21 protein-coding genes and 1 pseudogene are annotated in these 23036 nt (G+C 63.6%); 15 read left to right on the top strand and 7 right to left on the bottom strand.

Going from position 1 to position 23036, the window contains the following annotated elements; translation table 11 throughout:
- Positions 1–648: 648 nt before the first annotated feature.
- From F7R90_RS02295 to F7R90_RS02285, 3 genes are all read left to right on the top strand, one after another.
- Complete coding sequence (locus F7R90_RS02295; RefSeq protein WP_158055666.1) at positions 649–1161, top strand: hypothetical protein; 513 nt, start codon at positions 649–651, stop codon at positions 1159–1161.
- Positions 1162–1232: 71 nt separating this feature from the next.
- Positions 1233–1712 carry a DUF5812 family protein gene (locus tag F7R90_RS02290; RefSeq protein WP_158055665.1) on the top strand — a complete coding sequence of 160 codons (480 nt, stop codon included), beginning with the start codon at positions 1233–1235 and terminating at the stop codon, positions 1710–1712.
- An 87-nt stretch (positions 1713–1799) separates the two neighbouring features.
- A complete protein-coding gene (locus F7R90_RS02285) occupies positions 1800–2789 on the top strand; it encodes a calcium/sodium antiporter (protein ID WP_158055664.1) in 990 nt (329 codons plus the stop codon).
- A 24-nt stretch (positions 2790–2813) separates the two neighbouring features.
- On the opposite strand, the gene F7R90_RS02280 is transcribed toward F7R90_RS02285, so the two are convergent.
- Positions 2814–3158 (bottom strand): hypothetical protein, encoded by a 345-nt coding sequence (locus tag F7R90_RS02280; RefSeq protein WP_158055663.1) that lies wholly within the window; start codon positions 3156–3158, stop codon positions 2814–2816.
- Between the two features lie 146 nt (positions 3159–3304).
- On the opposite strand from F7R90_RS02280, the gene secF reads away from it, so the two are divergent.
- From secF to F7R90_RS02265, 3 genes are all read left to right on the top strand, one after another.
- A complete protein-coding gene (gene secF / locus F7R90_RS02275) occupies positions 3305–4189 on the top strand; it encodes a protein translocase subunit SecF (protein WP_158055662.1) in 885 nt (294 codons plus the stop codon).
- Positions 4186–5757: a preprotein translocase subunit SecD gene (locus F7R90_RS02270; RefSeq protein ID WP_158055661.1), complete on the top strand. Its 1572-nt coding sequence runs from the start codon at positions 4186–4188 to the stop codon at positions 5755–5757. The genes secF and F7R90_RS02270 overlap by 4 nt, the downstream gene beginning before the upstream one ends.
- A gap of 81 nt (positions 5758–5838) precedes the next feature.
- A complete protein-coding gene (locus F7R90_RS02265; protein ID WP_158055660.1) occupies positions 5839–6114 on the top strand; it encodes a hypothetical protein in 276 nt (91 codons plus the stop codon).
- 11 nt (positions 6115–6125) lie between these two features.
- Here the strand turns inward: F7R90_RS02265 and rnhB are convergent, their stop codons facing one another.
- The 4 genes and pseudogenes from rnhB to F7R90_RS02245 form a co-directional block, all read right to left on the bottom strand.
- Positions 6126–6764, bottom strand: coding sequence for a ribonuclease HII (gene rnhB / locus F7R90_RS02260; protein WP_158055659.1), 639 nt, complete (start codon positions 6762–6764; stop codon positions 6126–6128).
- 394 nt (positions 6765–7158) lie between these two features.
- A complete protein-coding gene (locus tag F7R90_RS02255; RefSeq protein ID WP_158055658.1) occupies positions 7159–8484 on the bottom strand; it encodes a tRNA pseudouridine(54/55) synthase Pus10 in 1326 nt (441 codons plus the stop codon).
- 615 nt (positions 8485–9099) lie between these two features.
- A pseudogene (locus F7R90_RS02250) lies at positions 9100–9864 on the bottom strand (SDR family NAD(P)-dependent oxidoreductase); the annotation flags it as partial.
- 364 nt (positions 9865–10228) lie between these two features.
- Entirely contained in the window at positions 10229–10579 is a 351-nt protein-coding gene (locus tag F7R90_RS02245; RefSeq protein WP_158055656.1) for a hypothetical protein, read from the bottom strand.
- A 534-nt stretch (positions 10580–11113) separates the two neighbouring features.
- On the opposite strand from F7R90_RS02245, the gene F7R90_RS02235 reads away from it, so the two are divergent.
- The 5 genes from F7R90_RS02235 (at position 11114) to F7R90_RS02215 (ending at position 16426) form a co-directional block, all read left to right on the top strand.
- Positions 11114–13387, top strand: a complete 2274-nt coding sequence (locus F7R90_RS02235) for a glycoside hydrolase family 3 N-terminal domain-containing protein (protein ID WP_158055655.1) — start codon at positions 11114–11116, stop codon at positions 13385–13387.
- A 261-nt stretch (positions 13388–13648) separates the two neighbouring features.
- The gene (gene gfo6, locus F7R90_RS02230; RefSeq protein ID WP_158055654.1) at positions 13649–14746 is read left to right on the top strand and encodes a D-xylose 1-dehydrogenase Gfo6; all 1098 of its coding nucleotides are present in this window, start codon (positions 13649–13651) and stop codon (positions 14744–14746) included.
- Positions 14747–14887: 141 nt separating this feature from the next.
- A complete protein-coding gene (locus F7R90_RS02225; RefSeq protein WP_158055653.1) occupies positions 14888–15223 on the top strand; it encodes a DsrE family protein in 336 nt (111 codons plus the stop codon).
- A gap of 40 nt (positions 15224–15263) precedes the next feature.
- A complete protein-coding gene (locus tag F7R90_RS02220; RefSeq protein ID WP_158055652.1) occupies positions 15264–15665 on the top strand; it encodes a DUF7383 domain-containing protein in 402 nt (133 codons plus the stop codon).
- Positions 15662–16426 carry a creatininase family protein gene (locus tag F7R90_RS02215; RefSeq protein WP_158055651.1) on the top strand — a complete coding sequence of 255 codons (765 nt, stop codon included), beginning with the start codon at positions 15662–15664 and terminating at the stop codon, positions 16424–16426. The genes F7R90_RS02220 and F7R90_RS02215 overlap by 4 nt, the downstream gene beginning before the upstream one ends.
- 195 nt (positions 16427–16621) lie before the next feature.
- On the opposite strand, the gene F7R90_RS02210 is transcribed toward F7R90_RS02215, so the two are convergent.
- Positions 16622–16996: a hypothetical protein gene (locus F7R90_RS02210; protein ID WP_158055650.1), complete on the bottom strand. Its 375-nt coding sequence runs from the start codon at positions 16994–16996 to the stop codon at positions 16622–16624.
- A 121-nt stretch (positions 16997–17117) separates the two neighbouring features.
- On the opposite strand from F7R90_RS02210, the gene F7R90_RS02205 reads away from it, so the two are divergent.
- On the top strand, positions 17118–17372 hold the full coding sequence (locus tag F7R90_RS02205) for a helix-turn-helix domain-containing protein (protein WP_158055649.1): 255 nt from the start codon (positions 17118–17120) through the stop codon (positions 17370–17372).
- On the opposite strand, the gene F7R90_RS02200 is transcribed toward F7R90_RS02205, so the two are convergent.
- The gene (locus tag F7R90_RS02200; RefSeq protein WP_158055648.1) at positions 17369–19867 is read right to left on the bottom strand and encodes a PKD domain-containing protein; all 2499 of its coding nucleotides are present in this window, start codon (positions 19865–19867) and stop codon (positions 17369–17371) included. The two genes, F7R90_RS02205 and F7R90_RS02200, sit on opposite strands and share 4 nt — an antisense overlap.
- A 259-nt stretch (positions 19868–20126) precedes the next feature.
- On the opposite strand from F7R90_RS02200, the gene F7R90_RS02195 reads away from it, so the two are divergent.
- The 3 genes from F7R90_RS02195 (at position 20127) to glmU (ending at position 23036) form a co-directional block, all read left to right on the top strand.
- Entirely contained in the window at positions 20127–20948 is an 822-nt protein-coding gene (locus F7R90_RS02195) for an undecaprenyl-diphosphate phosphatase (RefSeq protein WP_158055647.1), read from the top strand.
- Between the two features lie 64 nt (positions 20949–21012).
- On the top strand, positions 21013–21807 hold the full coding sequence (locus tag F7R90_RS02190; protein WP_158055646.1) for a hypothetical protein: 795 nt from the start codon (positions 21013–21015) through the stop codon (positions 21805–21807).
- A gap of 26 nt (positions 21808–21833) precedes the next feature.
- A complete protein-coding gene (gene glmU / locus F7R90_RS02185) occupies positions 21834–23036 on the top strand; it encodes a bifunctional sugar-1-phosphate nucleotidylyltransferase/acetyltransferase (protein ID WP_158055645.1) in 1203 nt (400 codons plus the stop codon).

The following is a 23036-nucleotide window of genomic DNA, read 5'->3' as shown; positions in this document are numbered from 1 at the left end:
GCGAGGGACTAAATGTTGTCTACTGCGGTCGTGGGATGGGTCGATGCTAGCTCGTTTCGTCACGGCGGCGTCAACCGGCAGGGCAAGGTGAAGCGGGGACGAGAAAACAGTCGAAAACGCAGTGGGGCTAGCTACTGCCGAAACCGAGGAGAGACCGCACCGCCCTGCACCGCGACGGCCACATCCCTCCCCAACCGATTCCCTCTGCTCCCTCCGGTCGCTCCGGTCATCCACCGGCAGACAAACCGCGTTTGCCGAGCCTTGGTTCGCTCCGCTCACCAAGACCTCGCGCGGATTTGCGCGACCACAAGCCTCGCGTCAGCGCGCGCCATGAACCGAAGGCCGTTTCCTGCACTTTCACGAGTGGTGTGGCGCGCGGGAGCGACGACAGGAGCGACTCGTGCGAGGGATGAGTATCGCAAGCCCGGAAAACGCGACTTGTCGCGTTTTCCGTCCTGAGAAACGCAATTGGTTGGGGAGGGTTTTGGCTGCGGCGTCCTTTGCACCGGGAGTAGCTAGCTTCGTCTCTACTATTCCGGAATCACTCACAGCCCTCACGTCAGTCACCTTTGTCCTTCTTTGAACAACCCCTCCAGACCCATCGTATCGCACCCCTTATCAGGGCAACCTGCCAACTCCCACGTAGCAATGTCGAACTCCGAGGAGTCCCGAAGCATCGTCGTCGGGTCGTTCCGTCGCGCGTTCGCCGACACCGACTCGCGACTCCTCAAGTCCTACGTCCTCGTCAGCGCGCTCGTCACCGGACTGCTCCTCCTCTTCCTCCTGCTCGCGTTGCCAGTGTGGATTTTCAGCACGCAGGGCGGGTCCGAACTCTCGACGTTCTCCAGAGCCTTCCTGCTCGTCTTCGCGGTCGTACTGTTAGTCCCACTACTCACGCCCATCCTCTCGTCGGCGCGGCGACACCAGCGCGGTGCGGGGAGCGCGAGCGCGGACGTTCGACTCGCCCTCTCTGGGTACCTGTTCATCGCGTCGCTGTACCTCGCGTTGGTCATCTCCGCGCCCGCCGACCAGCGCGGTGCGCCACCCGCGGCAATCGCGCCGGTCGTGGAGTACCTCTACTCGCTCCCGCCGCTGGCCGGATTAGTGCCGCCCATCGCTTCGGCCCTGCTCGTACTGGTCGTCCACAAGTTCGCGCGCTGAGGGTCCAAAACGGTCCCGCGCTGAAACGCGCAAACGCAACCCGGAAAAGCCCGGACTTCCTATCTCGCTCCATGAGCGACGACAGCGACACCGAGAAGACGAGTACCTTCCTCGTCACCCACGCCGAAGCCGAGTCGGCCGTGCTGAAAGACGTACACGACGGACAAGTCCACACGCTCTCTTCGAACCCCGGCGTCGAGGAGTACGACGCCGTCGAGGGCACCGTTGCACCCGACCCGCCGATGAACGTCACGTGGTCGGTCGTCGATGTCGAGGAACGCCGCGCGCTCTCGACGGAGCGCAGCGAGGAACCACCGACGACCCAAGAGATGGAGATGGCCGACGAACAGGAGGTCGGCGAACTCGCTCGCACCGAACGTGCCGGAACGGGCGAGATTCACGTGCTGTCGGTGCCTCCGGAAGACACCGAGGACGCCGTCTCGGACGTGCTGGACGACGAAGGCACCCTCTCGCGTGCGGCGCGGTTAGGTGTGTCGCGCGTGGAGGTTCGGAGCGAGGAGGGTGTCGTGAGCGTGCGGTACATGCCGTAGAAACTCCGGGAAAAGCCGGGCAGGGTGCTGCTGTACCCCGTTCCGCCACGTGCTATTTTATGATTCCCCGTTAAATTCCACGATAGGATGGTGTTCGGTGGTCCCGTCGGCCAATTGGGTGTCGTAGTCGTCACTGTCTGCGGTCTCTGGGTCGGAGCGCGCTTGCTCGTGGACGCGGTGGTCAAACTCGCGCGGCGCATCGGCTTCTCGGAACTCATAATCGGTCTGACAGTGGTCGCCATCGGCACGTCAACGCCGGAACTCGTCGTCACGACGGACGCCGCGCTCAAAGGACTGGGCGACATCGCGGTGGGCAACGTCCTCGGGTCGAACATATACAATCTAACGGTCGTCCTCGGTCTCGTGTCACTGCTCCGGGCCGTCCCGATTTCGGAGTCGCTCGTTCGTCGTGACGGCGTCGCGCTGCTGGCGAGTACGCTGGTCGGCGGGGCCGCTCTGGTCGATCTCAGGGTTTCGCGTCTCGAAGGCGTCCTGTTGGTCGCGCTGTTCGTTGCGTACACCGTCTATCTACTGCGAGTCGAGCGAGCAACTGCTACAGAACCGGTAGGTTTGACCCCGGCCTCGAACCCGACGGAGAGCAGCGATGAGAACGGGCGAGGGTCATTCGGTGGCCGGGACCTCCTCTTGCTGCTGGTCGGGTTAGCCGTGGTTCTCGTGAGTGGTGAGTACATGGTTCGGGCAGCGTCTGCGTTGGCGCGCGGCGTCGGTATCTCGGAGTGGGTCATCGGCGGGACGATCGTCGCGGCTGGCACGTCCACTCCGGAGGTCGCCGTCTCGGTCGTGGCGATACGGCGCGGGAGCCTCGGAATCTCGGTCGGGAACGTCTTTGGAAGCAACATCTTCAATCTCTTTGGCGCGATGGGAATCGCCGCCATCGTCCGACCGCTGTCGCTCGGGGGAGCCGTGATGGAGACCGTGGGTTGGTTGCTGGTAGTCTCGACGCTCGTGGTCGCCGCGCTGTGGACGGGCCGAACCCTCTCACAGGGCGAGGGAGCGCTGTTCGTCTGCTCCGAGTTCGGTCGGTGGGTACTGGGACTGCTCGGATTGGTCGGTTGAGTGGAGTTCGTGCAGACGCCGACCTCAAACTTCGTTCGGTCCCCCTTTGCTCTGTACTTGCCACCCGCCCGCGATGTCACAGGCTTCCCGAACCTCGAACTCGACTTCGGTGTCCGGCCCCAACGTATCCCCGCCTTCGATTCGCTCGACGCGGAGTGGCACGTCCAGCGTCGAGCCACAACAGCCGACGCCGACGAACTCTTCCCAGCCGTCGCCCTCCCTTACTTTCCCAGTTTTCGTCTTCCGCAGGTACGCCCTGAACGGACTGCCTTCGACCTGAAAGCGGCCCCAGTCGCTCAGGTCCTCGGGATACGAGACGACGACTCGCTCGGCCGGCGTCAGGTCCGTCTGTGCTGTCTCGGTTGCCATGGAAGGTGGTAGGCGCGCGCGAGGTTTAGGTCTTCTCGCGACGCGAATCGCCCCCGCTATCGACTGAACCCGACTCGTAACGTGTGACACACCCGCACACGCTCGATAAGAAGCCTTATTCGACGGCGACCCGCAACCTCTCAATCATGGTAGCGTTCGAAGTGCCGGAAGTGGACTACACCCAGTACACGAACCGGCAGTTGGCGGCCGTCCCCCTCGCAGTTCTGGCCGTCGCACTGCTGGTCATCGCTGGGTGGTTCGTCGCAACCGGCGCGCCGGTATCACTCGGCATCGAGTTTACTGGCGGGACCGAACTACGGGTCCAGACGGCCACGCCCCAAGACCAGATCTCCCAGCAGTTCGACTCGGAGGTCGTGTCCATCAGCCCCGTCCAGACCGAACCGAACACGTACATCGTGACGTTCCCGCCCGAGGCCGACAACCTCGCCACGCAAGCACAGAACGGGTTACAGCCAGTGAACGGTCAATCGAAGGCGGACATCGTCAAGTCCGTCCAAGAAACGTCCGCGAGCTTCGGCTCTAACACCCAACGACTCGCGCTTTACGGACTCGGACTGGCGTTCGCGGGCATGAGCGTCCTGGTCTTCCTGATGTTCCGCAGTTTCGTTCCCTCCATCGCCGTCGTCCTCTCGGCGTTCAGCGACATCGTCATCCCCGTCGCGCTGATGAACGTCCTCGGCATCGACCTCTCGCTGGGGACTGTCGCGGCGCTGTTGATGCTCATCGGTTACTCGGTGGACTCGGACATCCTGCTGAACAACCACATCCTGCGCCGGTCGGGTGACTTCTACGAGTCCACCTACCGCGCGATGCGAACTGGTGTGACGATGACCGTCACCTCGCTGTCGGCGATGGCAGTGATGGCGCTCGTCGCGTACATCTTCCAAATCGACCTGCTGGCGTCCATCGGCGTCGTCCTCGTCCTCGGACTGGCGACCGACCTGATGAACACCTACATGCTCAATCTCAGCCTGCTTCGCTGGTACAAGTTCGAAGGGGTGGCACGATGAATCTGCGCGAGAATTGGCGCGTCGTTCTCCTCGTCATCTTCTTGCTCGTTAGCACCGTCGCGCTGGTCGCGCCCGGAATGGGCGACAGCGGCGGAGACCGAGCAGTTGCAACGAACGACAGCGGCCCGACGAACCTCAAGTACGGCTTGGAACTGTCCGGTGGTACGCGAATCCGCGCGCCAATCAACGGCTTGACCGCCGAAGACGTGTCGATTCCGCAGGGCACCACGCCTGGTGCGGCCGAGAAGCAAATCGCTCGCAACCTCTCGAACGCCGACGCTTCGGACGTGACGGTTCGCCTGCCGACCGAGACGCGACAGAGCGTCGCGGTCGAGGTGTACAGCGACAACGTTACCAAAGAGCAGTTCGGTAGTGCGCTGAACTCTGCCGGGTACGACTACCAGCAGATTCGGCCGGGTGTGACTGCAGAGACCCGCGACACCATGGTTCGGATTCTCAACGACAAGATTTCGGAGGCTGGACTCTCCGGCGGTCGCGTCCAGCAGGTGAATACCCAGAACCAGCACTTCATCGTCATCGAGATGCCGAACACGAACCAGAGCGAGGTCGAGAGCCTCGTCACCGAGCGCGGGAAGGTCGAAATCGTCGCTGTCTTCCCCGCGGAGAACTCCTCCGGTAACGACACGGAGTACAAGCGCGTGCCGCTACTCCAGCAGGACGAACTCGCCAAGGTCGGGTCGGCACAGGAAGACGACCGACTCGGGCCACACGTGCCTATCGTCCTGAACGACAACTCCGCACAGAACTTCACGGACGCGATGAACAAGTGGGGCTTCACCCGCGAAGGCATCAGTAGCTGTCGTTGGCGGACGAATCCCGAGAATCCGGGATACTGTCTGCTGACCGTCGTGGACGGTGAACCCGTCTACGGGGCGGGAATGAGTTCGAACCTCGCACAGACGCTTCGACAGGAGAAGTTCACCCAGACGCCGAACTTCGTCATCCAGACCCAGAACATGTCCGAAGCAGGCGAACTCCAGATCCACCTGAATGCCGGTTCGCTCCCGGCCTCGCTGGACATGGAAGAGGGCACCTCCTACTACCTCGCACCGAGTCTCGCACAGGAGTTCAAGCTGACCTCGCTCATCACGGGACTGGCCGCGGTGCTGGCAGTCAGCGGCGTGGTCTTCCTGCGCTACGGGAAGCCGGAAGTCGCGCTCCCGATGATACTGACGGCGCTCTCTGAAGTCGTCATCCTCCTCGGGTTCGCCTCGGCGATACAACTGCCGCTGGACCTCAGCCACATCGCCGGGTTCATCGCAGTCATCGGGACTGGGGTGGACGACCTCATCATCATCGCCGACGAAGTGATGGCCGAAGGCAAAGTGAACTCGACGCGGGTGTTCAAGAGCCGCTTCCGCAAGGCGTTCTGGGTCATCGGCGCGGCCGCCGCGACGACCATCATCGCGATGAGTCCGCTCGCGGTGCTGAGTCTCGGTGACCTGCAAGGGTTCGCCATCATCACCATCCTCGGCGTCCTCATCGGGGTCCTCATCACCCGACCGGCGTACGGTGACATCCTTCGGGCGCTGCTGACGGACAAGTAGAGAACACACTTCCACCGTTTTTCTGGTCGAGTGCGCACACGAACGTGAACTTTCTTATAAGACTGTGAACTAGTCGAGTGTGTGCCCTCCGACACGTCCGACAACGAACTCGAACAAGTCGTTCGGCGCGCCGTGCGCGCCGAACTCGCAGTTATCGGCGAGCGTCTGTTCTGGACGCTTGTCGCCACAATCGGCGTCCTCGCCGGTTTAGGTCTCACCCTTGCGGGGTTCAACAGCGATAGTCAACTCTCCATTCCGCTCGCGGCGGCTGGTGTCTCGCTGGCGGGACTGGCAGTGTACCGACTCCTGTGGGCGTGGGACATGCCGTTGTTCGGGAAAAAGACGGTAACTCGCTGAGCTACTCGTTCTCAGAAATCGCCCAGTCCGGACTGCTCGTGAGCGGCCAGCACGTCCTCGCAGGTGGACCAACTCGCTCGCGCGCAGTCGGGGAGACACCCGTTCTCCGCGACGTAGTCGGCCAGAAAGTCGCGCGTGTTGGGGTCGCTCGGATAACCGCTCCCCACGTCGCCGTGTTTCTCGGCGAGCGTGGCGACGTGGTCGTCGCGTTCGACTTTGGCGACGATGCTGGCCGCACCGACGATTTTGTACGATTCGTCCGCGCCGTGTTCCGCGGTCAGGTCGATGTTTGCTTCGACACGCTCGGCGACGCGGCGACCAAAGCGTTCCTCGCTGGTATCGCCAGCGTCCACGACGCCCTCTGCGCCCTGCTCGGCAATTTCGGAGAGCGCGGTCGCTTGAGCCTCGACGGTCAGCGTGTTCATGTCGGTCTCGGGGGCGTCGATTCGCGAGACGGGGATTTCGGCGACGCCGACGCGGATTTCGTTATCGGCACGGAGCGTGGCGGCGATTTCCTCGCGACGCGCAGGTGCGACATTCTTCGAGTCGTCGATATCTGGTGGGAGGTCGGTGGTGTCTTCGACTGTGACCGCCGCGGCGAACATCGACCCCAAGACGGGTCCCTTGCCTGCTTCGTCTACCCCGAACACACTTCGAGCGTCAGCGAGTGGTTAGTTGGTTCTTGCGATGGAGGAACGGGGCTGTTGGATGGGTTCGGACGAGCGGTTGAAAAGATTCCGAGCAGAACGCAAGAGAACCAGAGAAGCCGAAGCTACGAGAGTAGTCCGTTAGAGAAGTCGAAGCGAGCTACTGCCGATACCTATGAGACCGCACCGCCACCGCACAGCACCGCAACAGCCACGTCCTCCCCAACCGACTGCGTTTCTCAGGTCCAGAAGACGCGCTGAAGCGCGTCTTCTGCGCTGTGATACTCGTCCCTCGCGCGACGTTTGGCGCGACCTCAAACCACGAGGCCGCGCCAGCGCGCGCCGGGTTGAACAGCCGATATCACGGACCCCCACTGAGTGGAACCGCGGAAACAGTCTACGCTTCTTCTTCGAGGAAATCCGGATGGTCGAACGGCTCGTCTTCGCCTTCCACGGCAATCACGTCGAGCGCGGTTACGACGGCTCCGACGTCGAGGATGCCCGCCAAACTCGGCTCTGTGCGCCCTTCGTCACTGCTGACGAGCTCCTTGATGTAGAGACCGCCTTCGCCGTGAATCTCCAGTTCGGCGTGGCGCGAATCAGTGAGTTCGCCGGACACGTCGTAGGCCTCTCGAATCCGGGTCTTGCTCGCGCGGCGGTGGTCCACGCGCTGGGGCGTGTCCTGCTCGACGGTCGCGCCGTCGAGTTCCTCGATGGCTTCTTGGAGTTCCTCCGCGGTCACGTCTGCGTCGAACTCCACGTCCATCCGATAGGTCTTACTTGCGTCGAGTTCCTTCACGCGCTCGACCATGTCGTGTTCGGCGACCGCGAGGTCGGTAACTTCGACGGAGTCGCCCGCGAATTCGTTGATTTCGGCTTGGAGTGCCTCGGGGTCCACGTCTCTGGTTCGGGGCTGCTTGATTTCGATGACGAAGGGGCGGCCGGTGCCGAGCATCAGCGCGTCCACGTCCTCGCGGCCCGCACCGTGGAACAGCGCCTCCTCACCGTCCATCGCTTCGAGGACGGGCGGCGTCGTCAGTTCCTCGACGCTCTCGTCGTAGAGGTAACCGGATCCACCGCAGTAGTCACAGTCCTCCTCGCCGCCGCCCTCGGCCAGTTGCTTGCCGGAGCCACCGCACTCCCGGCAGGGCCACTCGGTCTGTGGGATGTCGCGCTCCAGTTTCTTGTAGCGGCCGTAGAGAAACGCCGAGTTGATTTGGACATCGACCGCGTGCGAGGAGAGTTCCTCGTCGTCTCCGGCCTCGACGTTCAGCAGAGCCAGCACGTCTGGGCGCTCGAAATCGACTTCCGTGCCGGTGAGGACACCCACGCGCTTGCCGACTTCGCGGTTGAATTCGGATTTGAACAGTTCGCCCGCATCTTCTGGGAGGTCTGCGGACTCGCGGAGCAACACCTCGTTCTCCTCGACCAGCGGCGGGGCGCGTGTGCCGACTTGGTACGTCTCGAAGTTCCATCCTTCGAGCGCCTCCGCCACGGTCTCGGCCCACTCGTCGAAGCGGTCGCTCTCGCCTTCGCAGACCCAGCATTCCGCTTCAGGTTCTTCGAACGGTTCGTCGTCTTCGAGCACGACCGAAACCCGGAGGGCGTGGCCGCGCTCGTCGTTGGTCAACCCGAAGCTCCGGTCGGCGAAACAGCGACCGAGGCAGGCGTCACAGACGGGGCCGTTGTCGATGACTCGGCGCGCGTCTTCGAGGATGGTCATGTGTGGAGGGTGGTGGCCGGGGCCTAAACGGGTTTCTCATTCGCGTGAGTGGTGAGAAGGTTTATTGTCGAGCTATCGAAAATCAGTCGCTCCAATGAGACGAAAAGCGGTCCTTTCGAAGGTCGGTGCAGTTCTCGCGGGGGCTGGTGTGACAGCGGCGAGAGCCACGGAACGGTACACGAGGCGATACGAACCGCTCGACTGCAACCAGTAGACATCGGAACGGTGTACATTCCGTTCATGGATGACAAACGTACAACGACTGGGTAGAAGATCACCAGATAGAACCGGGGAACTTCGCTGGCGAGAGCTACGGTACTGCGTACCTAGACGTCATCGAGCAGTTCCTCCGTCGAAAGCAGGCCGAACGACTGTTCGACTGCCCACCTGACGGGACAGACTGCGCAACGGTGTCCGTCCACCCCGAACAGTGAGGGCCACCCGTAGTCGGAGTCGGAGATAATCGGAGACTCACTCGCGTGGGAGAGTTGTGCTCGGAGCGGCCGCAATTGTATCTGTATGCAGACTATCGAAAGTATAGGAGAGCGGTCGAGATGTGAAAGTGAGGGTCGCAGGGCGTTCGTCCTGTCGTCGGTTGTTATCGCTGACCTGCCGTTACTGGTCTCCACTCCCCCAACCGTAGGCCTGCCAGCCGCCGTCTGCGTGCAGGACTTCGCCCGTGACGAAGTTGTTCCGTCCGACCAGGAAGAGCGAGCATTCGGCCATCTCTTCTACGGTACCGAACCGAGCGAGCGGCGTTCGGTCCCGGATGTCGTCGTCGGTGTATCCGCCGGAACTCTGGGTCTGGTCCGTGATTTCGGTCCAGATGAACCCCGGTACGAGTGCGTTGACATAGACATCGTGTTCGGCCCACTCGACCGCGAGCGTCTGCGTGAGGTTGTTCACGCCCGCCTTCGACGCGCAGTAGGGCGACCGTAGCTGTAGCCCGCGACTCCCCAACAGCGAGGAGATATTGAGAATCGCGCCCGCTCCGTCCTGTTCTATCATCTGGCGACCGGCCGCCTGACAACCGATGAACGTCCCCACGAGGTCTACGTCCACGACGTTTCGCCACGCTTCGACGTCGAACTCTTCGGCAGGGTCGAGCGTCGTAACCCCCGCGTTGTTCACCATCACGTCGAGGCGGCCGAACTCTTCGACTGTCGTCTGAACCAGCGCCTCCAGCTCGTCTTCGTCGGTCACGTCGGCTTCGACGCCGATGGCTGTGCCGCCCTCGGCGTCGATTGCCGACGCGACTTCGTCTGCGCGCTCCTGTGACCGCGAGTTGACGACAACGTTCGCGCCTTCCTCGGCGAACCGCTCGGCGATGCCCTTCCCGATGCCTTGGCTTGACCCCGTGATAATCGCGGTCTCTCCACTGAGTCACCCGCTCATACTGTCTACCACCGGATAAACTCCCTTCATCTTGTCGGTGGCTGATGCCTGACACCCCGCTCGGACGCCGGAGAAGGTGGGTATGCCCAAAGAACGTACAGTTCCTTCGGTCGGGCGGCGGGAGCAACGCTCCCGCCCAATCCCGGAAATCTTCGATTTTCGAACGACAGCGAGTCGTACGTCCACGCCTCTTCTGCGCCTCAGAATCTGATGACGGCGGTCGAGAGACCGAGTTTCTTGGCAATCGTCCACCGCCGGTCGGGGTGCGGAGGAATCATCTTCGTCGTGTCCATGACGATACGTTCGGAAACCCCATCAAATAGCTTGGGCGCCACTCGCTCCGAGGGCTTCAGGAGTCTCGCTTGCCCTGCTGTTCGAGGAGGTCCACGAACATGTTGGCGAACTCGACGGTGCGCCGAGGCAGGCCGAATCTAGCGGTTCCCATGCCGTACTCACGCAGTTCCGAGACGAACTCCTCCGTGTGTGGGAGCGTCGTCACGGTCTCACGAACGTCGATGTCGAGTGTCCCGTCGTCGGTGTCCAGCCACGGGTTCATCCGCTGTTTCTCGTCGTACTCGATGCTGTAGGAGTCGCCGCCGACGGCATCCACGATGTCGTCGATTGCCCCGGCCTCGACGCGGTCGTCTCCAGCGACCAGAAAGAGCCTCCCGTCCACGCACTCCGGTTCGTACCGCGTCATCGATACGGTCTTTAGCCGCTCGCTCAATAATTCTGTCGTTGCAGGAGACTCGAACGCGAACGAAGAGAGGAAGCTTCAGTTCTCGACGTTTGTGACGATTACCTCGCGTCTCCGTCCAGGGGTCGCTGTCCCAGTACTCGTTGTTTCGGGACTTGACGGAAACACGCCGCCGTCCCGTCAACGTCGTCGATGTCCCGAAGTTCCGGTTTCTGCTCCCGACACACCTCACGGGCGACGGGACAGTGCGTGTGCAACCGACAGTCAGACGGCGGGCCGAGTTCGTCCGTCGATGCGGCAGGGTCGTACAACGGTGGACCTCCCGCTCGAAATAGACGACAGTCCGCTCGAAGCGATGGTCGAATCCGGCACGCTCTCTTCGAGGCCGAGCGACAGTCAGTAGTGGCGATGTTCCCGCGATAGGAACAATCGCTTGTCACTCGCGTACTACTTCGATAGTCCTGAATGTTCGCGATTCGAGAGTCCGTTTCGAGACTGTCCGAGGATTTATCGTTTGCGAGTAAATATGTCTGAGCGATGCACGAGGACGAAGACGCGCCGACGTACGAGCGCGCTGACGTCGCTACCACCGAGCGCGTCGAAGACCTGCTCGACAGGATGACCGACGCGGAGAAAGCCGGACAACTGGTGGGAACGTGGTTGGGCCACCTCGGTCCCGAACCGAAGGAGTTCGACGAGGTGGAAGCCGCCATCCGCGACCAGCACCTCGGCGTCGCCGCCCCGTTCGGGTGGGCCGGGTCGCCCGCCAAGCAGGTCGGCGAAGTCGTCGAAGCGGCCAACGACTTGCAACGCGTCGCGACGGAGGAGACCCGACTCGGGATTCCGCTGTTGTTGAACGTGGACGCCGTCCACGGGCACGCCTACGTCGCCGGTTCGACCGTCTTCCCCAACGGTCTCGGCACCGCAGCGACGTGGGACACCGACGCCGCCGAATCCGCCGCGAGCGTCACCGCCACCGAGGTGCGCCGGACCGGTGCGCACCAGAACTACTCGCCCACCTGCGACGTGGGTCGCGACCCTCGCTGGGGACGCATCTTCGAGACGTTCGGCGAGAGTCCCCGACTCTGCGCTGAGATGGCCGCGGCGAAGGTTCGAGGGTACCAGGGCCAGGGGGTCGGCGAGGAGGGCGGAGTCGGTAGCGAAGACGGAATCGGCGACGAGTCGGTCGTCGCCACCGCGAAGCACTTCCCGGCGTACAGCGACCCCGAGCGCGGCGAAGACGCCTCTCCGGTGGACGTCTCGGAGTACGAGCTTCGCAACGTCTTCGTGCCGCCGTTCGAGCAAGCTCTCGAAGCGGGCGTCGAGTCCGTGATGGCCTCCTACAGTTCTATCAACGGGGAGCCAGTCCACGGTTCGGCCTACTTTCTCACCGACCTGCTGCGCGAAGACCTTGGCTTCGACGGTCACGTCGTCTCCGACTGGGCGGGCGTCCGTCACCTGAGCGAAGACCACGGGACGGCCATCGACAACCGCGATGGCGTCCGACAGTCCCGAGAAGCAGGTCTCGATATCGAGTCGGTGGGCGACGGGGAACACGCACAGTACCTGGCCGAACTGCTCGCCGACGGCGACCTCGATTCGGAGGTAGTCGAAGCGAGCGTTCGCCGCGTCCTGCATCTCAAGTTCGAGTTGGGCCTGTTCGAAGACCCGTACGTCGAGGAGGACGAAGCCCGCGAGACGTTGGCTTGCGCCGACCACCGGGAGGCCGCAAAGGAGTGCGCACGCGACAGCATGACGCTCCTGAAGAACGACGGTGTCCTCCCCCTGTCTGGCGACGAAGATGTGTTCGTCGGCGGCCCGAACGCAGACGACCTCGTCCACCAACTCGGTGGGTGGAGCGTCACTGAACCGACGAACGTTCCCGGCGATACGGTTCGAGAGGCTATCGAAGGTCACACCGATGGAACGGTCTCCTACGAGCAGGGGACGACGCTCAACGAGGAACTGGACGTGGACGCCGCGGTAGAGAAAACGGCCGAAGCCGACGTGGCGGTCCTCGCGCTCGGCGAGGGCTGGTACCTCCACGAGTTCGGCCCGTCGATGCAGGCGGGCGTCGAGACGGGCGAGTGGCCGACCCGCTCGGAACTCCGTCTCTCCGAGGCCCAGCGCGAACTCGTCCGGGAAGTCCACGCGACCGGAACGCCGGTCGTCGGCGTCCTCGTTACTGGTCGTCCACTCGTCGTCGATTGGATGGACCAGAACATCCCCGCGATACTCATGGCCTACTACCCCGGCACCGAGGGCGGGAGCGCCGTCGCCGAGACGCTGTTCGGAGAGAACGACCCGAGCGGCCGACTGCCGGTGTCGGTTCCGAAATCCGTCGGCGACCTGCCCCAGCACTTCGACCACCTCGTCCATCCACGTCCCATCGGCGACGACGAACATCCCGGCTCCTACGACCCGCTCTACGAGTTCGGCCACGGCCTGAGCTACACCGACTTCGAGTACGACGACCTCGCCGTTTCGGTGGGCGAGGCATCGGTGATGGAGGACGACGCGGAAGTCGAGCTTTCGGTAGAAGTGACGAACGCAGGTGACCGCTCCGGGACCGAGACGGTGCAGGCGTTCGCCCGGCAGGAGACGAGTTCGCGGGTGCAACCGGCCCGGAAACTCGTCGGCTTCGAGCGAGTCGAGTTGTCCCCCGGCGAGTCCGAGGCGGTGTCGCTGACGATACCCGCCGAGAACTTCGGTTTCTACAAGCCCCGCACCGGCCACGTCGTCGAGTCGGGCACGTACAGCCTCTGGGTCGGCGACCTCGAAGCGTCGTTCGAACTGCCGTCGGCCGAATAGCCCGGGACTGAAACCGCAGAAATAGGGGACATGGTCGAGGTCGTCGGTTTCGGCGTCACGCCGCCTGCCGCGAGGGTCTCGCCCTGGTTCTCGACTTCGACGGTATCGCCGGTCTCCGATTCGACCCCCTCTCCGTTCACGTAGTTCTGCTTCGCAATCGACTACCAATTCTCCCATGCCAGTGGGACGGTTGGGCGAATGTTTGTCACGAGTTTCGAATCGTCCACTACACTTTTGCCGGTCGGCGCGGACCACGGGAGCATGACAGTGGACGAGTACCTACGCGGCGTCAGGCGGCGTGACTGGGAGGAATTGGAGTCTGGAACGCTCCGCATCGCGATGGTCGGTCTCGGCTGGTGGACGCGTGAACAGGCCATCCCCGCAGTCCGCGAATCGAAGTTCTGCGAAACGACGGTCGCCGTCAGCAGCAGTCACGAGAAAGCCGAGTCGGTCGCCGAAGAAACTGAGACGGTCACCGCGGGGGTCACGTACGACGACTTCGTCGAGGGCACGGCGACCGACGAGTACGATGCGGTCTACGTCTGTACGCCGAACGCCTACCACCTCCCGTACGTGGAGGCGGCCGCCGACCACGGGAAGGCGGTCCTCTGCGAGAAGCCAGTGGAGGCGACAGTAGAACGGGCGGAAAAACTGGTCGAATCCGCAGAGGAAGGCGACGTGCCGCTGATGGTCGCCTACCGGATGCAGACCGACCCGCAGGTTCGTCGGATGCGGGAACTCGTCCGCGAGGGCGCGATTGGTGACCCGGTCGCCGTCCACGGACACATGGGCCAGCAGATGCTCGACGTAGTTTCGGGCGACCCCGACCAGTGGCGACTCGACCCGGAACTCGCGGGCTACGGTGCGACGGTGATGGACCTCGGCATCTACCCGCTGAACACTGCTCGGTTCGTCCTCGACGCCGACCCGACGAGCGTGACCGCACAGATGCACTCCGAGAACGAGGCGTTCCGCAAGGTGCCCGACCAGCACGCGACCTTCACGATTCAGTTCGACAACGGAGCGTACGCCGCCTGCACAGCCAGCCAGCACTCCCACCTGTCTGGCCACCTCCGGATCGTCGGGACCGAGGGCGAACTCGTGCTCGAACCGGCCTTCCTCGGCCAGACACCACAGACGCTCTCACTCCGCCAACCGAACGGGCAGGAACTCGAAATAGACGACGGTCGTCGGGACCTGATGGGCGACGAGATGACCGAAGAGTTCGACTACTTCGCAGACCGCGTCCTCCGAGAGGTCCCGCCGTCTCCGAACGGCGACCACGCGCTCGTAGACATGCAGGCACTGGCGGCCATCTACGAGGCCGCCGACCGCGGCGAGCGAGTCAGCATCGAGTAACGCCGTTCGGCCGACTAGTCTGGCAATTCGCTCGACCAGGCCAACCTAACGACGGCCAACGATACCGGCGACTATCCTGACCCGCCTCTCGACGCCACCGACTAGACAGTACCAATAACCGTGAGACGAAATCCATCGCGTATGCAAACCGTCTTCCACGTCTCGACGCCCGAGGACGTTCGCGTCGTCGTCGCCAAAGTCGAGAACTTGCTCGCAGACGAGACAGTCGAGATGGAGCGCGTGGCGGTGGTGTTGGACCGCGGGGACGCCATCGCAGAATTACATGAAGAGGCGGAGCATGCCGAAGCGTTGGCCGACCTGCTCACCGGTGGGACAGAATTCAAAGCGTGTAGCAACGCCGCCCGACACCCCGCCGTCTCGACGGACGAACTGCTCTCCGGCGTCGAACTCGTCTCCTCGGGTGTCGGCGAACTCACCCGCCTCCAGCAGGATGGATTCGCCTACATCCGACTGTAGCGACCCAGGAAGATATGACGCCGGGCGACGATGGTGGCGTATGTCCTATCGTGCGAACTACGCGCTCGTCAACGTGTCGTCGCATCTCGGTCAAAAGAAAGACGCCATCGACGTGCCGTGGGCAGATTTCGTCGGTGATTCGACGCCCGAGTTCGAGTTCGAGGTGCCGACCAGCGACGCGGTCGATGCCTACGTCGGCCTGCAAGCGTTCGGCGTGGACGAGTTCGGTCACGAGTTGGTGGTGAACGACGAGGCGCTGGGCGGGTTCGACGTGCCGCCCGGAACCGGGTGGCAGTACTGGGAAGACGCGATTACCGACAGCGCGCTCGTCGCGGGCACGAACACGCTCAAGTTCGCGCGCGACACCGACACGCCGGACAGTTTCGCGGTGAACAACGTCACCGTCCACTGGCGCGAACCAATCACGGAGGGCGAAGAATGAGCCGAGACGACACCGTGGCGTTGGCCGAGCGCACGTGGCCAGAAATCGAGGACGAACTCGACTCGGGGACCCGAACCGCAGTCGTCGCCGTCGGGTCCGTCGAACAACACGGCCCTCATCTCCCGCTCATCATGGACACGCTCGCTGGCGACGCCCTCGCCGAGCGCATCGCCGAGAAACTGGGCGACGCGCTGGCCGCGCCGACGATTCGGCCCGGTTGTTCGGGCCACCACATGGAGTTCCCGGGGACGATTACGATTCCGGCAGAGACGCTGATGGACCTGATTCGGGGCTACTGTCGCTCGCTGGACGACCACGGCTTCGAACACGTCGCGTTGGTGCCGACCCACGGCGGAAACTTCGCACCCGTCAACACTGTCGCGCCGGAAATTGCCCGCGAAATCGACGCCAACGTGGTCGCCGTCGCGGACCTCCACGAACTGATGGACCTCCAGAACGCGGGACTCAGGGAAGGCGGCGTCGAGTATCAAGAGCCAGCCATCCACGCCGGGGCCGCCGAAACTGCGGTCGTGCTGGCAGTCGAGGAAGGGTTGGTACGAAAAGAGGAGTTGGAAATCGGCGTCGAAGGCGAGATTTCGACCGCGCGACTCCTCAGCGAGGGATTCAAGGCGATTACGGAGAACGGCGTCCTCGGCGACCCGCGAGAGGGCACGGCGGAAGCGGGCGAGGCAATTCTGGAGAAGGTGGCGAGCGCCTACGCGGAGCAAATCGAGGACGCGCGTGAGGCCGTTCGAGAGTAGGTGATTCGGCCGAGTTGAGGCAACCACTTCGGCGCGCGCGGTCGTGGCGAACGGACGTGAGCGAATCGGGTGGGGAGGTGTGTGGCTGAGACGGTACTGTGTGGTCTTTGCACGGCGTTGTCTCGGCAGTAGCTTGCTTCGACTCGACGTTCCAGTTAGCTGTGGTCGCCTCTATTACTATATCGGCGCTACAACTCACTTCACCGACTCCTCAGTCGCTTCGCCAGCAAATTCCCGAACCCGTTCCAAGGCGCGATACGACCGCCGTTCGCTGACCACGGTCGCCACGAACAACCCGAACAAACTCGCCGCCGCGACCGCCACCGAGTCGCCCGAGTCCGTCACGTCCAACCAGCGGTGAAACCAGAAGACGTTCGCCAGCGGCGAGTAGTGGAGCGTGGCCAGTTCGGACTGGAAGACGGGACTTAGTTTCTGGGCGTCCGGGACCATCGCCCAGATGCCGCCCAGAATCGCTATCGCGCGAGGATACGAAATATTCGGGACGAGATACGTCTCCACTAAAACCGTCAGCGTGGCCCCGACCGCAAAGTGGGTGACGCTCAGCGACATGGCGAGGAAAACGACGACAAAGACAATAAATCGTCACTCCGGGCATGACCACGACAACCAACCCCCAGACCCTCATCTTCGACCCGAAAGAATAGAGTACTCCGACTGCAGACACTCAATTATGAGACGTTCGGGGCGCTGGATGGTCCTCGTGGACGACCGAATCTTGGAGTACTTGCGGGCGGAGGGACCGTACACCCCCTCGAAACTGGTCGAGGTCGCAGACTTACCGTGGGGTGCTCAGCACGTCGGCAACCGCTGTCGGGAACTCGAAACCAAGGAGTTCGTCCGCAACGGCGGCAACGGCGTCTACGTCATCACCGAGCGCGGCGAGAAATACTTAGACGGCGAGTTCGACGCCTCGACGTTAGATTAGCTGAGCAGATAGCCCCACAGCATCGCCGCGAGCAGCGCGACGACGAACGACACGAAATAGAGACCGCCGTCGCCGATTCCGAATCCACCGTTCTGCCCACTCGAACCGTCTGCTGTATCTGCTGTCGAAGTTTGCGTGCCGTCTTCTCCATCAGTCGCTCCATCCTTGGTTACCTCGTCCTGTCCGCCGGTCGCCCCGTCGCCCCTAGAGTCGCCCGAATCGTCCCCGGTACCCGACACACCACCACTCTCGCCCGCTCCGGCAACCACCAGCGTCCCCGCCGAGGTGTTCTCGACGGCGAGTTCGTACTGCCCAGACGAGTCGAACGCGGGCGTGAACGCGACCGTTCGCGTGGCGTTCGCCGGAAGTTCGACCTGCCGTTCTGTCACCCCCGAATCGTTCGCAGACAGTGTGAGCGTCACCGAGCGTGTCACCGAGTCGCGGTTCCTGACCCGAGCGGTCACGCGCGCGTCCTCGCCCGGCGCGACACGGTTCGACGCTACCGACGCGCCGACGACATCGACCGACGGGCGAGCGACGCCCACGGCGAACACCGAGAATCCGGGACTCAGTGCTTGGAAGCGGTAGACGCCGCTGTCCTCGCCGACGAGCGTCGTCGCCAGTGTCTGCCACTGCCCGCCGGAGTAGCGGTACAGACGTACGTCCGCAGGTGCGACGCCGCGCCGATTCAACGCCGCTTCCGAGACGTGGAACCGGAACCGAGCGAACTCGATGGCCGCGTTCGTGACGTCCTGCTTCGTCACGGAGAGATACGACAGCACGGCCTCTGAGTCAGGAGCAGGCACCGCATTCGGTCGCTTCGCTGGCGCGCGCACCGACAGCGAGAACGCAGACCGGTCTGCGACGACGGTCACGGAGTCGAACGCGTGGTCGCCGCCGAGCGAGTCGGTGAGCGAGACGTTCGCCGGGTGTTCAACACCCGCTTTCGAGACCGACGCGACGAACTGGTCGGGCGTCGATTCGTCGCGCGAGACGGTCGCGGCCGACGCACTGGACGCGGAGTCGTCTTCGCTTGCGCCGTCAGTGTTGTCGCCTGAGTTTGCGCCAGCGCTCTCACTCGCGCCACCGCCAACCCTGCCACCGCCGAATCCACCACTGCTCCCACCGGTACTGGCACTGCCACCAAATCCGCTCCCACCAGAACTGCCACTACTGCCAGAGTCAGCACCCCCACCAGAGCCAGCATCACCACCAGAACTGCCACTTCCAGCATTCGAACTACCCCCGTCGTCCGAACCGGGAGCGACAGTCACCGAAGTCATCGCCGTGTCACTCCCGCCCGGTCCGGAGACGACGACGGCGAACGTCAGCGTCGTCGGGTCCGAGACGTTCGGCGCGACGAAGGCGGTCGTCGGGTCGCTCGCGTTCGAGAGTGTCGCGTCCGGCCCGTCGATTTGAGTCCACTCGTAGCCGAGGTCGCCCCCGCCGGTCGTGTTCGTCGCGTCGAGGGCGACCCGTTCGCCCGCCGTCGCGTTCGCCTGGGCGTCCGCCGCCGCAGTCGGGGCCGCGTAGACGGTGACGTTCTTCGTCACGGAGTCGCTGTGGCCGTACTCGTCGGTCACGACCAGCGTGACCTCGTGGCTTCCGCTGTCGGTGAACTCGTAGGTCGCGGTTGGGCTGTCCGGGACGCTGGTCGTCCCGTCGAACGTCCACGTGTAGTTGGTGACGTTCCCGGCCGCCACGGTCGGTTCGGCGTCTACGGCGACTGTTTCGCCGGTTGTGGGCGTCTCGGGCGCGACGGTGAAGTTCGCACTCGGCGGCGGTGTCTCGACGGTGACGTTTCGAGTCGCGTTCGCGGAGTTGCCGCTCGGGTCCACAACGGTAAGTTCGGCGGTCGCGTTCCCGCGCTCGGCGTAGGTGTACTCGACGGTTGCATTCGACGTGACGGTATCGACGGTTCCGTCGCCGTCGAGGTCCCAGCGGAACTCAGCGATGCGATGGTTGTCTGCGGACTCTGTCGCGTCGAACTGAACCGGTTCACCAACCGTAGCCGCCGACTCGTCGTCGAGGTCGAACGACGCTGTCGGTTCGGTGCGGTCTACGACGCGAATCGACACGGTCGATTCGTTGCGGTTGCCTGCCTCGTCGGCGACGACGACACCCACCGAGTAATTGCCCGGCCGCGAGAATCGGTGCGTGATTTGGACGCCGCTGACGGTGCCGTTGGGGAACCGCCAATTCGTCGTTTCGATTTCGGTGTCGTCGCTGGAGTTGCTGGCGTCGAACGTAACCGAATCGGAGACGTTCGCCGTCGGCGGATTCGTCGAGTGGTCCACGCCGCGAATCTCGTACCGGAGCGTCGGCGCAGTCGCGTCGTTCGCGCTCGTGTTGCCGACAGTAGCGGATAGTTCGCTGGCGAGACCGACTGCTCCCGATGCGGGTGCGACGCTGGCGACGATTGCCGAGACGACCAGCAGAACGACGACCGCTCGGCGAGCGCCGCCGCTATTCGTGGGTGTTTGCTCGCGTACCATAGCTCTCGCGTGCGATATCGACCGATTGTCGGTCGTTATTCGTGGGTTTCACCCATCCCTTATTAAAATACTGGAACTCAAATTGAAGGATTGATATCTAGTTATTTGGAGAATGAGGGTTCGACGGAATATGAGACGAGTAGCAAACTGGAGCGCGGTGTGAGGGTGTGGCGATTCGGGCTGAACGTTGCCTCTCCGGTGTCCCTGTTGTCACGACCGTACCGAACCACCTTTCACGGACCAACGACCCACCCGAAGCATGGACCAGTCTACGCTCGTCGCGCTCCTCGCCGGAGTATTACAGGGAATCTTCGAGTGGCTTCCCATCTCTAGCGAGGGGAACCTGACCATCTTCCTCACCGCCCTCGACAAGGACCCCGAGGCGGCAGTCGCCTTCTCGCTGTTTCTGCACGCCGGAACGGCCGTCTCGGCGGCGGCCTACTACCGCGGCGAACTTCGAGACCTCGTCGCCACGCTCCCCTCGTGGCGGCCGAACTCAGCCTTCTCTGGGGAGCGCGCGACGCTCACCTTCGTCGTCGTCGCCACGCTGGCCTCCGGCGTGGTCGGACTGGCGGCCTACGCCACGCTCGAAGCGGTCGTTGGCGCACTGACCGGCGGCGCGTTCGTCGCGCTTATCGGTCTCTTGCTCGTCGCCACGGGCGTCCTCCAGCGAGTCGCCGAGGGCTTCGACTTCGGTACGAAGGAGCGTCCCGACTTCGTGGACGCCGTCCTCGTCGGCGCGCTCCAAGGACTCGCCATCTTGCCGGGAGTCTCCCGGTCTGGAACGACCGCCAGCGCGCTCCTCTTCCGGGGCCACGACGGCCCGTCGTCGTTCCGACTCTCCTTTCTGCTGTCGATTCCCGCCGCCGCGGGTGCGGGCGTCCTCGTCCTCCTGGACGGCGGCGTCCCGGCGGTCGCACCCAAGGCCGCACTGCTCGCGCTCGTCACCGCGGCAATCGTCGGCTACCTCACCATCGACGCGCTGATGCGAGTAGTCGAGCGCGTGCCGTTCTGGAGCGTCTGCGTCGGACTCGGCGCGTTGGCGACGGTCGGTGGCGTCGTGGCTATGTTGGTCATCTAATTTTATCAGATTTCGTGCGAACTTCTCCCACAGAGATAACTCGAAAGCCGACGACTACAGTGGGGTGAACCGACGAAAGTACCTACTTGGGGTGGGTGGACTCGGCGCGCTCGCGGGGTGTACGTCGAACAGCGAGACTACGGTGAACGAGGACGTGCCGGAGAGCGTCGCGTGGCCTTCGGTCGAAACGGGAAATTCGTGGCATCGCGCTCGCCAGCGGTCGGCCCGCTACGAGCGCGAGACGTTGGGCATCAACGTCACTGCGTTCGAACGGACACGCGTCTACGAGAACGCCGCCCTCCGAAAGCGAATCGAGAAGCAGACGCTCGGCCAGTTCGAGGGGTCGCTGGCGTCCTTCTTCGCCAGCCACATCGACCTCCGTGGGTCGGCGACTGTGGCCGCCTCTTCGGGCAAGATTTCTGAACTCGTCGCGCCGAAGTTCCGCGAGCAGTTAGGAAGCCACGGCGTCGAGAACGTCGAGGAAGTCGAGGCGATCTCGCCGAAGCCAGACGTGGGTGGCTTGCAAGCCGTGTTCAAAGAGTACCGCGGCGCGTACCCGACGCCGAAGATAGAGAAGACGGTCCACATCGACGGGGTCGGCAAGCGCCGCATCTCCGCCGAGGCCAGAGAATTGCCTGTCGCGGGCTTCTACGCGGTCTGGAAGGACGGCACTGGAACTGCGTACGCCGCAGGTGGCGCGTATCCCGCAGAGAACTTCAGCGAAGAAGAGACCATCTCGCTGTCGGCGTCGAAAGGCGAAGGCGTCGATTTAGTCGTGCGAGTGAACTTGGAGTTCGGGCCAGAGCAGTTGCGCGAGGAACTCGTCTCGCTGGTCGAGGGCGTTCAAGCCGAAGGTTGATACGGGGTCTGGTTGATACACTATGCATGACAGTTCGCGCTGCCGTCGTGCTGGCCGCGGGTGAGGGAACCCGGCTGCGTCCGCTGACGCGAAACCGGCCGAAACCGATGCTCCCTGCCGCCGACCGCCCGATTCTCGAACACGTCTTCGACGCGCTCATCGGCGCGGGAATCGAGCGACTGCACGTCGTCGTCGGGTACAAACGCGACCGCGTGCAGGACCACTTCGGGCCGACCTACCGGAACATCCCTATCAATTACATCCCACAACACAAGCAGTTGGGGAGTGGCCACGCCCTGTTGCAAGCCCGAAGTGCAGTTGCGGGCGAAGACGGCCTGTTGGTCGTCAACGGCGACCAAGTGGTCGAACAGCAAATCGTTGCCGACGTTCTCGACGCCTTCGAGAGCGGCGAGGCCAGTGCGGCGCTCGCCGCCACCGAAGGAAGCGACGTGTCTCACTACGGTGCGGTCGTGATGGACGGCGACCGCGTGACGGAGCTCGTCGAGAAACCCGGGACGGACAACTACCGACTGCTCAACGCAGGCGTCTACGCCTTCGACCAATCCATCTTCGACGCTATCGAGCAGACGCCCCGCGTGCAGGGCGAACTCGCGCTGACGGATACGCTGGTGCGACTCATCGACTCCGACGAGGTGGTGCAGGGTGTTATCACCGAAGGACTCTGGGTCGATGCGACCTATCCGTGGGACCTGCTCGACGTGGCCCAAGACCTGCTTTTCCACGGACGCGTGACCGAACCCGAACGCGGCGACTCGGTCTGGGTCGCGGACACTGCACAGGTTCACGAGGACGCGACGCTGCAGGGACCGGTCGTCGTCGGACCGGACTGCGACGTGCGACCCGGGGCGGTCGTCGGGCCATATACGGCCGTAGGTCGGAACGCGACGGTCGGTGCGAACGCAGTCGTCGAACGGTCGGTGCTGGATACCGACACCCGCGTCGGTCCGAATTCGACGTTGCTCGACTGCGTGACCGGACAGGGCGTCCATCTCGGCGCGGGGGCGACGGTCGCAGATGGTCCCGGCGACGTGCGCGTCGAAGACGAGGTGTTCGTCGACCAGCGGTTAGGTGCCGTTCTCGCGGACCGTGTGCGTGCAGAGGGCGACGTGAGTTTCGCGCCCGGCACACTGGTCGGCCCGAACGCCAGACTGCACACGGGCGTCACTGTCTCCAAAAACGTCAAGGAAGGCGCGGAGGTTCTCCGCTAA

This window comes from Halorussus halophilus (genome assembly GCF_008831545.1).
Lineage (GTDB): Archaea > Halobacteriota > Halobacteria > Halobacteriales > Haladaptataceae > Halorussus > Halorussus halophilus.
The sequence above is the reverse complement of the archived record's forward strand: the minus strand, read 5'-3'. Positions and strand labels throughout refer to the sequence as shown.